Annotated in this window: 12 protein-coding genes and 1 pseudogene; 8 read left to right on the top strand and 5 right to left on the bottom strand. The window is 70.2% G+C overall.

The window, feature by feature from the left end; all coding sequences use genetic code 11:
- The first annotated feature begins 1,332 nt into the window (after positions 1–1,332).
- Both ACZ7L1_RS16215 and ACZ7L1_RS16210 read left to right on the top strand, forming a co-directional pair.
- A complete protein-coding gene (locus ACZ7L1_RS16215) occupies positions 1,333–1,989 on the top strand; it encodes a YeeE/YedE family protein (RefSeq protein WP_471437712.1) in 657 nt (218 codons plus the stop codon).
- The gene (locus ACZ7L1_RS16210) at positions 1,989–2,405 is read left to right on the top strand and encodes a YeeE/YedE thiosulfate transporter family protein (protein ID WP_471437711.1); all 417 of its coding nucleotides are present in this window, start codon (positions 1,989–1,991) and stop codon (positions 2,403–2,405) included. The genes ACZ7L1_RS16215 and ACZ7L1_RS16210 overlap by 1 nt, the downstream gene beginning before the upstream one ends.
- 493 nt (positions 2,406–2,898) lie before the next feature.
- On the opposite strand, the pseudogene ACZ7L1_RS16205 reads toward ACZ7L1_RS16210, so the two are convergent.
- Positions 2,899–3,362 (bottom strand): annotated as a pseudogene (locus ACZ7L1_RS16205) (IS5 family transposase); the annotation flags it as partial.
- Positions 3,363–3,581: 219 nt separating this feature from the next.
- Here ACZ7L1_RS16205 and ACZ7L1_RS16200 point away from each other — a divergent pair.
- The 4 genes from ACZ7L1_RS16200 (at position 3,582) to ACZ7L1_RS16185 (ending at position 7,081) form a co-directional block, all read left to right on the top strand.
- Positions 3,582–5,288: an FAD-dependent oxidoreductase gene (locus ACZ7L1_RS16200; protein WP_471437709.1), complete on the top strand. Its 1,707-nt coding sequence runs from the start codon at positions 3,582–3,584 to the stop codon at positions 5,286–5,288.
- 49 nt (positions 5,289–5,337) lie between these two features.
- Positions 5,338–6,342, top strand: coding sequence for an amidohydrolase family protein (locus ACZ7L1_RS16195; RefSeq protein WP_471437784.1), 1,005 nt, complete (start codon positions 5,338–5,340; stop codon positions 6,340–6,342).
- 180 nt (positions 6,343–6,522) lie between these two features.
- Positions 6,523–6,756, top strand: coding sequence for a hypothetical protein (locus ACZ7L1_RS16190; RefSeq protein ID WP_471437707.1), 234 nt, complete (start codon positions 6,523–6,525; stop codon positions 6,754–6,756).
- Positions 6,757–6,943: 187 nt separating this feature from the next.
- Complete coding sequence (locus tag ACZ7L1_RS16185) at positions 6,944–7,081, top strand: hypothetical protein (protein WP_471437706.1); 138 nt, start codon at positions 6,944–6,946, stop codon at positions 7,079–7,081.
- 328 nt (positions 7,082–7,409) lie between these two features.
- Here ACZ7L1_RS16185 and ACZ7L1_RS16180 read toward each other — a convergent pair whose 3' ends face one another.
- A complete protein-coding gene (locus ACZ7L1_RS16180) occupies positions 7,410–7,769 on the bottom strand; it encodes a MerR family transcriptional regulator (protein ID WP_471437704.1) in 360 nt (119 codons plus the stop codon).
- Positions 7,770–7,831: 62 nt separating this feature from the next.
- On the opposite strand from ACZ7L1_RS16180, the gene ACZ7L1_RS16175 reads away from it, so the two are divergent.
- Positions 7,832–9,064 (top strand): alkene reductase, encoded by a 1,233-nt coding sequence (locus tag ACZ7L1_RS16175; RefSeq protein ID WP_471437703.1) that lies wholly within the window; start codon positions 7,832–7,834, stop codon positions 9,062–9,064.
- Between the two features lie 221 nt (positions 9,065–9,285).
- Positions 9,286–9,411 (top strand): hypothetical protein, encoded by a 126-nt coding sequence (locus ACZ7L1_RS16170; protein WP_471437702.1) that lies wholly within the window; start codon positions 9,286–9,288, stop codon positions 9,409–9,411.
- A 155-nt stretch (positions 9,412–9,566) separates the two neighbouring features.
- Here ACZ7L1_RS16170 and ACZ7L1_RS16165 read toward each other — a convergent pair whose 3' ends face one another.
- The 3 genes from ACZ7L1_RS16165 to ACZ7L1_RS16155 are packed head-to-tail and all read right to left on the bottom strand — an operon-like array spanning position 9,567 to position 12,259.
- The gene (locus ACZ7L1_RS16165; RefSeq protein WP_471437700.1) at positions 9,567–10,376 is read right to left on the bottom strand and encodes a DUF427 domain-containing protein; all 810 of its coding nucleotides are present in this window, start codon (positions 10,374–10,376) and stop codon (positions 9,567–9,569) included.
- 22 nt (positions 10,377–10,398) lie between these two features.
- A complete protein-coding gene (locus ACZ7L1_RS16160) occupies positions 10,399–11,412 on the bottom strand; it encodes a 2-oxoglutarate and iron-dependent oxygenase domain-containing protein (RefSeq protein ID WP_471437698.1) in 1,014 nt (337 codons plus the stop codon).
- A gap of 28 nt (positions 11,413–11,440) precedes the next feature.
- Positions 11,441–12,259: an alpha/beta hydrolase gene (locus ACZ7L1_RS16155; RefSeq protein ID WP_471437696.1), complete on the bottom strand. Its 819-nt coding sequence runs from the start codon at positions 12,257–12,259 to the stop codon at positions 11,441–11,443.

The following is a 12,259-nucleotide window of genomic DNA, read 5'->3' as shown; positions in this document are numbered from 1 at the left end:
GAGGGGGCAATCGAAGTCAGCTGCAGGGATGACGCTCAGGGCGGCTCAGAGGAAAGGCCACTGCATCACGCGGGCCCCCGGAGCGCCCTCTACTCACTTCATCCTGGGCTTTTCATCCACGCGGTGAGCCGGGTCCACCAGCCGTCCTTCGATCGGCCCGGTGAACCGTCTACGCGTCGAGGAATGTGTGTGCGTCGCACCGTCTCGCCCGGTCGGCCCGGCTCCGGCCCCGTTCGAGTCATCGGCTCCCCTGTCCTTACAGGCTTGCGCTCCGCCGACTCACACATGCACCGCTGAGGTGTGGGCACGCCGGCGAGCACTTGCTCCACGTGTCTTCCGCAGCCCTCATAGGTCGCCTTCCGGCATGAACGGCAGACAGTACGTCGGCACATGATTCCCCTTCATTATCGCCCTCATTAACAGACCAGTAACATTAACAGTTTCGTTACAGTCGAATCCACATTTCCGCCACAAACAACCCCCATACGTGCACGGTCTCCACGAACAATCAACTCCCGATGGCAGGGGGGACCGCTATGCGGGTTCGTCACGCCCCGACTTCGCGTGGCACACCTCACTCCGCGATGTCAAGCGGTCGCCGCTGGAATCCCCCTGAGGTTGCTCGGGACACCGAAACAATGGTTCCATCTCGCCCGGTCGAGAAAGGAAGGTACCGCTCCGCATCATGACAGGCCATCACCGCGCCCTTGAGATCGTCGACCAGGCGTGGCGAGGGCAAGAGACCGAGAACGGCAACCGCCCTCACGGAACGGGTGGTGTGCGCCGGTCAGAAGGGAGCAACGTGAGTTGCTCGCACGCCGCAGGATGCCCCCTTTTCCCCTTGCTCAGGGCGAGTTTGCAAGGTTGGCGCGACTACTACTGCGACAGCGAGGATCGGTGGCTCGGCTGTGCGCGCTACCAGGTGTCACTCACCGGCGAGCGTGTGCCGATCAGCCTGCTGCCCAACGGAGCCCGCGCGCGACACCTTGAAGACGCGGCCACCAGCCAGGACCGGTCCGGTGCCGCCGACCCGGAGCAGGGACCCCAGCAGACCCCTCCACCTCAACACCATCCCTGGCCGCCGGAGAACGTGTCCTGGTCGCAGCCAGCACCGACTCGGCCACCAGTGCCGTCAGAACCAGCGACCGCGGTACCGGAGACCATGGCTCAGTTCGGAGCAGCGTCTCCGACGATACCGGTCTCGCATTACCGACCGTCGCCATCCCCGCAGATTCCCCAGCCCCCAGACCGCCCGTCTCGGCACACGGCGCAAAGGCCCGGCTCGAAGCGCGGCTGGTGGGCTCGATTCACCGAATGGATGGGAGGCCCCGCGTGAGTGGCTACTGGCCCTGGTGGGCCGGCGCTGCCGGGCTCGCTCTGATCACCATCAACTACGCCCTGGCCACGGATCGGTCGTTTGGGGTGTCGTCCGCATGGGATCGCGTGTTGCACTGGCGCAGGGAGCGCCGTCTGGAGCGGATGGATGAGGAGTTCACCGACGAGCGCGCTCTGGCTGACGCTCTCGCGGCAGCTACGGCAGAGCACTTCGGCACCCGCCCCGGCGCGCCCACCGTGCCGCCGGTTCCGTACGGGACGTCACAACTGCCCGAAATGGACGTCGAACCGACGGTGAGTGAGGACACGTCGGTCAGGGGCCCGGGCCCAGCCCCGCTCGTCACTCAGGCTGCCCTGCTGGTATCGATTTTCCTCGGCGGATTGATCGCCGCGGTCACCTCCGGGCGGTTCCACCTCCGCTTCGACATGGGTCCGGGATTCCGGAACGTGGTCACCGCGAATCCGACCACCATGACCGTTCTGCTGTTCGTCGGGGGCGTGTTGGTCGGCTTCGGCACTCGGCTGGCCGGTGGGTGCAGCTCCGGCCACGGACTCAACGGCTGCGGGCGTCTACGCCCGGTCAGCCTCATTGCGACCGCCGTGTTCTTCGGCACCGCCGTCGCGGTGTCGTTCCTGCTGTGGAAGGTGATCTGATGCGTACTCGGGGCGCGATACTCCTGGCCAACATCATCACCGGACTCGCTCTCGGCTATACCGTCTCCAACATCGGCTTCGGCGACTACACCGAGCTGAACCGCATGTTCACCTTCCAGGACCTGCGCATGCTCCTTTCCTTCGCCGGTGCCGTCGTGATCATCGTGTGCGCATTCGCTCTGCTGCGGGTCCGCCGTACCCCGGGGCGTATCCACGCCGGCGTGATCCCCGGCGCAGTGCTGTTCGGTACGGGCTGGGCGATCTCCGGAGGGTGCCCGGCAATCCCGATCGTCCAGGTCGCCAGCGGATACCTGCCCGCCCTGGTCACCATCGTCGGCGTCACCGTCGGTATCCGGCTGTGCCGCTGGGCCAACGCCCGATACTTCCACCTCGACCGCGGTTCCTGCGAGCTCTGAGACAGGGGTCCGGCAGCAACCCCGGCCGCCCTGTCATGCGTGCGCGATGCGTGAGCGGACGTTCCGGCATGAGGTGTCACGAGCGGGATGGAGTACGACTCCTCGGTGCGCTGACCAGGCAGACAGCACTGCGTGGCAGCCTCCGGCAGCCGAGCCGCTCGTTACCAAGGAGCTCTTCGAGGCCAGCCAGCGAGCCCGCAGGCAACGCACCCACTCGACCGCGCCGGACTCGTACGCGCCCACCGGGCCGGACGCGAGGTCCGCTACGAAGCCGACCTGCAACCACTGAGGCGGACGACGCGGTGGACGGACACCCTCGCCACCCAGTGGGAACACCGCCTCAACGCGATCAAGGATCTGGCGGAGGGGGCCACTGGGCCCTGAATCCCCGCAGCGCCGCCTCAAAAGCCCATCGCAGTGCGGAGTCTTCTCCAGCAGATCAGCGCGCATCCCAGAACGAGGAAGGCTTCGTGGATGCCGTCGCGGATCTCCGAGTGGCGGCGAGCGGGATGCCGGTGGCGTCGGTGATCAGATGATGTTTACCGCCCGTCCTGCCCCGGTCGACAGGGCTTCGTCCCGTCTTGGGGCCCCCTTTAACGCCCCGATGTGCGAGCCGTCGACGGCCGCCCGAGAGAAGTCCAGGGCGTTCGCGCCGCGAAGCTCGGCAAGAAGGGTCTCGTGGAGCCGGGGCCACACCCCGGCCTCGGTCCACTCGGCCAGGCGGCGCCAGCAGGTCATGCCGGAACCGAAGCCGAGTTCCTGCGGCAGGTGTTCCCAGGAGATCCCGGTGTGCAGCACGAACAGGATGCCCTGGAACACCAGCCGGTGAGGATGCCGCTTGTGTCCGGGATGCCGGGTCCGGCGCTCGGCCCTGGGCAGCAGCGGCTCGATCACCGCCCACAGTTCGTCGTCGACCTCCCACGGCTTCGGCCGCGTCACCCCGCACCCCCTGGCCATCAGTCTGGGAGTGATCCAACCACGCCGAAGATCATTTTGTTAGGAGCTCTTAGCCCGTCCGGGGCGGCGGCGGGACGCGGCGTCGCGATCAGAGCAACAGGAGGTGCGGGGCCCGGGAAGCGGGCGAAGAGTTGATGCCGAATGGAAACGCCCCGAGTCACCGCTTCCTGCGGTCTCGGGATGTCCGGCTTCAGATGACAGACGACAGGGGATCAGCCGATGAGCAGACGAGCCGTGGAATCTGTACCCGTTCTGGTGGTGGGCGGCTCCTTGGTGGGCCTGTCCACGTCAGTCTTTCTCGGCCGCCTCGGCGTCGAGCACCTCCTCGTCGAGCGTCACGCCGCGACGTCCACCCACCCCCGCGGCCGTGGGAACAACCTGCGCACCATGGAGCTGTTCCGGACCGCGGGCGTCGAGCAGGACATCCGCGCCGCGGCGGGCGCCCTGGCCGGGAACGACGGCGTCCTCCAGGTGAGCACGCTCTCCGGCGGCGACCGCCGGTGGATCGTCAAGGCCATCGACACGGGTCCGTCCCTGTCGCAGATCAGCTCGTCGGGCTGGTGCCTGTGCAGTCAGAACGACCTCGAGCCCGTCCTCCTGCGCTACGCCCGCTCCCTCGGCGGTGACATCCGCTTCGGCACCGAGTTGGTCTCCTTCACACAGGACGCCGAAGGGGTGCACGCGGAGGTACGGGACCGTGGCAGCGGCAAGACGTGCACCGTGCATGCCCAATACCTCGTGGCCGCTGACGGGCCCCGCAGCCCGGTGCGCGAGCGGCTGGGCATCACCCAGTCGGGACCGGGCCCGCTGTTCCACAACGTGAGCGTCACGTTCCGCAGCAAGAAGCTGCAGGACGTCGTCGGCGACAGGAACTTCGTCGTCTGCTACATCACCGATCCCGCCGGCGAGGGTGCCCTGCTGCCGGTGGACAACCGCGAGCGATGGGTCTTCCACGCCCCCTGGGCCCCGGACCGGGGCGAGACGCTGGACTCCTTCACCGACGCACGCATCACCGCCCACATCCGCGCCGCGGCGGGCGTCCCCGACCTCGACATCGAGGTCACTGGCAAGGCCCCCTGGCACGCGGCGGACCGCGTGGCCGACAGCTACGGCGAGGGCCGGGTCTTCCTGGCCGGTGACTCGGCGCACGAGATGCCCCCCACCGGGGCCTTCGGCTCCAACACCGGTATCCAGGACGCGCACAACCTCGCATGGAAGATCGCGGCAGTTCTGCGAGGCTGGGCCGGACCGGGGCTGCTCGACACCTACCAGACGGAACGCCGCCCGGTCGCGCTCGCGACGACCGCCCGCGCGCTGTTCCAGGCGGGCGAGGAACAGCACCCGGGCTACACCCCGGAGAAGCGCAGAGACGATCCGGCCGACGCGTTGACGGTGGCCCTGTGCTACCGCTACCCGTCGGGCGCCGTCGTCGGCGCCGGCCCGGACGCCGCGATCGTGCCGGACCGGTTCCGGCTGGGCGGCGACCCCGGAAGCCGCGCCCCTCACATGTGGGTGACCACCCGGGACGGCCGACGGATCTCCACCCTGGACCTCTACGAACGGTCCTTCGTCGTCCTCACCGGCCCCGGAGGCGAGGCCTGGCGCACCGCAGCCCGCCGTGTCGCCACACGCCTGGGCGTCCCGGTGGAAGGCTACGTCGTCGGCGTGGACCACGACCTGGTCCCCGAGGACAAGGCCGACTGGGCGGCGCTGCACGGCACGGCGGAGTCCGGGGCCGTCCTGGTCCGCCCCGACGGCTTCGTGGCATGGCGGTCGCCCAGGCTCGTACCGGACCCGGAACGGGACCTCACCGACACGCTGATGACGGTGCTTCGCCGCGAGACGCCACCGAACGCCGCGGCCGAGCTGCAGCCTGCGACCGCGACGGAGCAGCCCCTGGTGGCGGCATCCGACGGGCGCCTCTGAACGGACTCCACTTGAACGCCGCTTCTGAACGAAGGAAGAGCCCGTGACGATGTCATCCCAACCCTCGGCCTTCGCCCCCGCCGACGACGACGCCCGAACCTCCCGCGTGGACGTCCACCACCACTTCACCGCCCCCGCCTGGCTCGACTGGGCCGAGGCGCAGGGCCTGGTCCGGCGCGACAGGCTGCCCTGGTGGACCCGCTGGGACGTCGACTCCGCGCTCGCCCTCATGGACCGTACGGGCATCCGCACCACCGTCATGACCGTGGCCATGCTCGGCCGCATCCAGGAGCGCGACAAGCGCGAGGAGAGCGCACGGGTCGCGCTGCAGGCGGCGGCGGAAGTCACCGCGAGCCACCCCACCCGCTTCGCCTTCTTCACACCGGTCTTCCTCGACGACCTCGACCTGTCGAGCTGGTCGCTGAAGTACGGTCTCGACGACCTCGGCGCCGTCGGAGTGAGCACGCGCACCAGCGCGGGCGGTGTCTATCTCGGCGACCCCTCCCACGATCGCCTCCTCGCCGAGCTGAACGACCGCTCCGCGGTCGTCAGCACCCACCCGATGGACGTATCCGGCGGGAACGCCGACAGGGCGGCCGTCCCGGGCCTGCCGCCGTACATGTGCGACTTCCTCATGGACACGACTCGCGCGGCGATCAACCTCATCCTCAACGGCACCCTGGACCGCTACCCCGACCTCACCTTCGTCCTCCCACACGGCGGCGGCTTCCTCCCCTACATGGCCACCCGCCTGGAGCTCTTCGGCGACCGCCTCACCCCCGAGATCGAACCGTCCCGGGTACGCGACTACCTGCACCGCTTCTACTACGACACGGCGGGCCCCATGTCCCCGTCCTCGACCCCCACCCTCATGGCCACGGTCGACCCCGCCCGGATCCTCTACGGCACCGACTGGCCGCCCGTCCCCGCCCACATCGTCTCCGACGTCGCGGCACCGGCCCTGGACAGCGACCCGGCCATCACCGACCACCAGCTCCGCGGCATCAACCGGGACAACGCGCTACGCCTGATCCCGGCACTCGCACGGGCCTGAGCGCGGTCTCTCACGCCGCACCACATCATCACCGCCGACTTCCAGGACGCCTGCCGCCACTACTACGCCGCGACCGCCACTGAACTCCCGCCTGCACTCGGGCTTGCCCGACCGTCAGACGGCTGCGCCGCCGTGTCGGCCCGGGATGGTTCGTCGGATTGCCGTCGGCGTCAGCAGTCGTTGCTGGACCTGACGGCGTGGCTGGCGAGGCGCCCGCTCACCCGGCCCGGCGAAACCGCGATCGGGCACTCCTCCGTGCTGCGCAGCACAGTGTCTGTGCTGGTGGGCATGGAGGTACTGGTCGAGGATCTGATGGACGTGTCGATGATCCCGCCCGCGTGGCGGTTGTTCCACCTGCTGCGGCTGGCTGATCATCGATCTGACCATGTCTTTCGCCGCCGTCACCCGACGTAATCCGCACAGGCTCACCGAAGACACGCTGCGGAGCCGGGCGGGGCTGTTCGATGAGGTCGTGCTTCCGCTGAGCTCTGTCCGTTCGGTGCACCGTGAACTGGTGTCCGTGCCTGGCCGGGGCGTCCGACCGGTTCCGGGCCGGGCCGGGGATGTGGTGTGAACGGTCTCCGGTACGGCGGAGATCGGGGTGGTGCCGAACGAGCCGGTGGAGCTGCGGCTGGCGGACGGTTCGCGGCTGACCGCGTGCCGCCTCCGTCTGGCAGCGGACAGTCCCGGCGATGCTCTGCACCAGCTGATTCGGGCGGTGGCGAAGGCCGAGGATTGACCTTTTGGGCCCAACTCGGCATTCGACCTCAGCCCTTGGCGCCCAAGCAGGCACTTCGGGCCGGGGGAGACGGTCGGGGTCCCGAGGGAGCTGCACCGCCGCGGTGACGGCTGGAAGGCGCGGGCCGTGGGGCAGGGCTACCCCTCCGGCCTTGCGGGAGCGGCGACGGCGGTGTCCCAGAACGCCCAGGCGCTGTCAGCGGCCGTCGTGGGAACGTCGGCTGATTGGGCATCACGAGCCTGGCCCGGTAGGGAGCCGGGTGTTCGACGGCCAAGCGCAGGTAGACCCGGCACACGCGCGCAGGCGCGTTGCCGGTCGCTTCGGCCGGTCAGGCGTCCCGGGCCGTGCGGATGACCTCGTCCAGGGTCTCCCGGGAGCGGCGTAGATCGGCGATCATGCGGTCGATCCGGTCGCGCTCGGCGGTCAGGTCCTGCACCAGACGCGGGGTGGCGATCGCAGAGGGTCCGCCGTCCTGGTCGCGCATGCAGGGCAGCAGCTGCCGGATCTTCTCGCTGTGCAGTCCGGCCGCGTACAGCTCCTGGATGCGGATGACCCGGTCGACGGCCGTCTCCGGGTAGTCGCGGTGGCCGCCGGGGGTGCGCTCGGCGGTGAGCAGCCCCTGGGTCTCGTAGTAGCGCAGCGACCGCTCGCTCACGCCGGTGCGCCGGGCCAGTTCGCCGATCCGCATGTCCGCCTCCGCCGGGAAGAGGGCTTGAACCTCACATCAGTGTCAAGTTCTACCGTGCCGGCATGACGCGGACAACGGACTTCCTCGCCCCCGCCCGGCTCGGCCGACTCACCCTCCCCAACCACCTTGTGATGGCCCCGCTGACCCGAAACCGCGCGGAGGCCGACGGCACCCCGACGGACCTGATGGTCACCCACTACACACAGCGCGCCTCGGCCGGACTGATCATCGCCGAGGGCTCGACGCCCAACCCGGCCGGACAGACGTACCCGGACATCACCGCAATCCACACCGACCGGCACGCGGCCGGCTGGCGGCGGGTCACCGACGCGGTGCGGGCGGCCGGCGGGCGGATGTTTCTGCAGCTCCAGCACGGGGGCCGGGTCAGCCACCCGGCGACCACCGGCCTCACGCCCCTCGCTCCCTCCTCCGTCCCGCTGCCGGAGACGATCTTCACACCGCAGGGCCACCGGCGGGCCGCCGTGCCGCGCGCGATGACGACGGACGACATCCGAGCCACGATCGCCGACTTCGCCGCCGCCGCACGCCGGGCCGTCGACGCGGGCTTCGAGGGCGTGGAGGTGCACTCGGCCAACGGGATGCTGCTGCACCAGTTCCTCGCGGACAACACCAACCGCCGCACCGACGGCTACGGCGGCTCGGTCGAGCAGCGGGTGCGGTTCGCGGCGGAGGTGACCGAGGCGGTGGCCGACGCGATCGGCGCGGACCGGGTGGGCATCCGCATCTCCCCCGCGAGCACGGTCAACGGCGTCCTGGAGGAGAACACCGACGGCCTCTACGCCACGCTCCTGGACCGCCTGAAGGGGCTGGACCTCGCCTATCTGCACCTGGTGCGCTCCGACCCGGCGACCGGCTGGTACCGGCGGATCCGCGCCGACTGGCCCGGCGTCCTGATCGGCAACCCGGACCTGACCGAGCTGTCCACACAGACCGTCACCCGGGCCACGCGGGAGATGCTGGCGGCCGGCGCCGACCTGGTGGCGCTCGGCCGGCCCTTCCTCGCCAACCCGGACCTGGTTACCCGACTGCGTCTCGGCGCACCGCTCAACCCGGTCCGGGACCGGTACTTCATGTACGTGGGCGGGGCCGCCGGCTACAACGACTACCCCACCCTGGCGGATCAGGCGGGGCCGCCGTCCAGCGACTCGATGGTGGCGTTGGACGGGGCACAAGTCGTGGGCACGGCTCCCGATCGTGCCCGAGCCGCCGATTCCCGGGCGGGCGGCCCCGCGGGGCACGGAAGTACCGTTGAGCAGTTGAGCAGCCTTCGGTAGTCCGGCCGGACGACTCCCTGCGCCCAACTGTCCAAGTACAACACTCAGCGGCCAACTACGAGCTGTCCGGCGGATCCACGCTGTGGCCTGGGAGTGTCCATGCGACGATCGTCCTCAGGTGTTCCATGAAGACCTGCCGAGTACGACTACCTGCCCGAGGACTGAAGGCCATTGAGAGAGTCCAGTGGATGAACGAGTGCCTTGTGCCTTGGGGAGCATGAGTGCCGGATATCGAAGCCTTGCGCGTCATCCACCCTGAGCTGCGCACCCTGACCGACTGGCTCGCCAAGTCCGGCGCCGCGGCACTCCGTGCCCACCTGGCCGGTCACCCTCAGCGGCAGGGGTGACCGGCCGATCCGGTCCACGGCGACGGCGACGGCGACGGCGACGCCGACGGCGACGATGCGGTGTCCGCGCCCGGCGTACCGTGAGACGGCCGCCTCCTCGATGCCCGACGCGGCGCCCGTGAGCACGGCGACCGTCGTCACGGCACCGTTGCCGGTCACGTCGTCGGGGCAGGCTTCCGGCTGAAGTGGGTGACCGGGCGCTCCAGATGCTCGCCGTCGACGGTGATGTCCACCTCCTCGTTGTAGAAGGCGAGCAGGCCCTCGATCGGACCGACCGCGGGCAGCGGGTCCGGGTAGCTCCAGACGAGGTTCGGCGGCACGGCGGCCTCGCCGCGCCACGACCAGTACTCGGCGGTGCCCTTGTAGGGGCAGCCTGTGTGGTGGTCGGTCGCTTCCAGCAGGTCGAGGCGGACGTCCTCGCGCGGGATGTAGTAGCGCGTGGGCAGACCGGTCTCGAAGAGCAGGACCGGCCGGTGGGTGTCGGCGACGACCGTGCCGTCGATCGAGACCTGGACGTGGCGGCTGCTCGGGATGGCGTCCACCCGTTTGTGGGGGTCACGGGGGTGGATGAAGATCTCTTCCTCCTCCTCGTACCAGTGGTCGAGCCCCTTTCCGCTGCGCCGGAACCACTCGAAGGCGATGTGGTCGGCCAGGTCGGCGGCGGGGAAGATCCAGGCGGCGTTCTCCAGCAGTTCGCCGTCGAGGTCGAGATCGTAGAAGATCCGTGAGCCGGTGTGGGTGCCGGTCGGCGGGTTCTTCGCCGGACGCAGGAGGTCCTCGCGGACGTCCGCGCGCGGGAACGCGTACAGCGGGACGGGTACGCCCGGCTCCCAGACCAGGACGGGACGGCGGCTGTCGACGACCGTGACGTCGCCTTTGCGGCCCCGCACCCAGCGTTCGCTGGGCTCCCACAGAAGGCCCTCGGGGGTGGTCCGTACGGCTTGGAGGGTGGGGTGTGTGGTCATCGGCGGTTCTCCTTCGGTCGGCTCACACAGTGACTTCGGCGACGTAGGGGCGGTTATCCCGCCAGGCGGCGAGCTGCTCGGGGCGGCCGAACACGCGCAGGTACTCCTCGACATTGCCGCTGGCCCGCTCCCACACCGACACCGGTTCGAAGTCGGAGCCGTCCGGGTCGGCGAAGGCCGGCAGCGGTTCCACCACGGTATCCAGGCTCGGGTGCACGAACACCGCGGAGGAGCGGCGGGTCACCTGCCCGCCGGCCACCACCCGGTGCCGCCCGGGACGCAGCCGGCCCTCCGTCCAGTTGGTCAGCAGGGTGCCGGTGAACACCTGGAGGGCATCCGGCCTGATGGGCACGGGTATCCAGGTGCCGTCGGGACGCTGACCCTGGAGTCCGGCGTAGTCGCCCTCCTGATGGAGCACGGTGACGGCGGAGCTGTCGGCGTGCTCCAGGAGCAGAAGCTTCTCCTCCTCCGGTGCGTCATCGTGCGGCCACTTCGGGTAATTGTTGACGACGATGGTCGTGTAGGGGTCGTCGCCCAGCGGGAACGTCTCCGCGGGTACGTCCAGCACGCGCGCGTACAGGCCGAGGACGCGGCGAGCGACGTCCACGAGGGCGTCGTGGTAGCGGTGGGTCGCGGCGCGCAGCCCCGGTTCCTGCGGCGGCCAGACGTTGGTGTGCTGGTAGAGGGTGGCGTGCTCGGCGGACAGGCCGGCGGCGCGGGCGGCGTCCGGGTCGTCGTACTGGCCGATGTTGAACCGTTCGAGTTCCAGGCGCCCGAAGTCGTCCGGCCACTGGCGCCAGCCGCGGTAGGGGTGTCCGGTGGGGCTGGCGAGTTGTTCCCGCTGCTCGCGGGGCAGGTCGAGGACGCGGCGGAAACCGTCGTTGAACTCGGCGATCACCTCCGAGGGGACGCCGTGGCCCACGACCTGGATGATGCCGATCGTCTCGGCGGCACGGCGCACGGTGGCCAGCAGGTCCTCGGGTGCGTCGTCGGCGAGGGCGGCGGCGAGGTCGATGACGGGGATGTCGTCCGACATGGTGGGTGCTCCTTGGGGCGGTAGGTGTTCAGTCGGTCAGGGGACGCAGGGCGTCAGCGAGGGACCGGGCGTCCGGATGGACGGTGAGGACGTCTCCCTCGGGCACCTGGGCGCGGAAGCGGTCGAGAGACACGGGGTCGAGCGGGCCGCCCTCGGTGCGGATGAGCAACGGGGCGTGGACGGTGGCGAGTTGCTCCCAGAGCGTCTCGTCGTCGAGGGTGGTGGGCGCGTCGGACGGCAGGCCGGCGAGGTGGTGGCGCCAGGACCAGGTGCCGTCGGGGGCCTGCTCGGTCTCCAGTTCGGCCGTGCGGACGGCGCCGGTCGCGCCACGTTCCACCAGCCAGGCCGCCGCCGCCTCGCGGTCGGCGAACTCGGGGGCGGCCGCGGGCCACAGGCGCAGGCCCGGCGACGGGCTGCCCGGCAGCGTGTCGACCAGGACGAGGCGTCCGGCGCTGTGCGGGAACCTCGCCTTCAGCGCGATCGCGGTCAGCGCGCCGAGCCCGGTGCCCACGACGGGCACCCCGCCCGGCGCGAACGAGCGGACCGCCTCCTCCAGCGCGGCAGCGAGCCGACGGGGCCGGTAGTCGCACCGGCCGCGCCTGCTGGAACGGCCGTGACCCGGCAGGTCGAGGGCGACGGCGGGCCGGTCCAGGGCGAGGAGTACGTCGTCCCAGGCGCGGGCGCTGGAGCCGGCGTCGTGCAGCAGGACGAGGGTGGGCCTGGCGGTGTGCCAGAAGACTCCGCCGACATGCCCGCCGGTGGCCACGGTCACCCAACGGCGTTGGATGACGGGGGCGCCCGGCAGGTCGGCGAACTCTTCGGCGGCGGTGGTCGTGCTCGTGGTCAT

This window comes from Streptomyces sp. NPDC107546 (genome assembly GCF_055639175.1).
The sequence above is the reverse complement of the archived record's forward strand: the minus strand, read 5'-3'. Positions and strand labels throughout refer to the sequence as shown.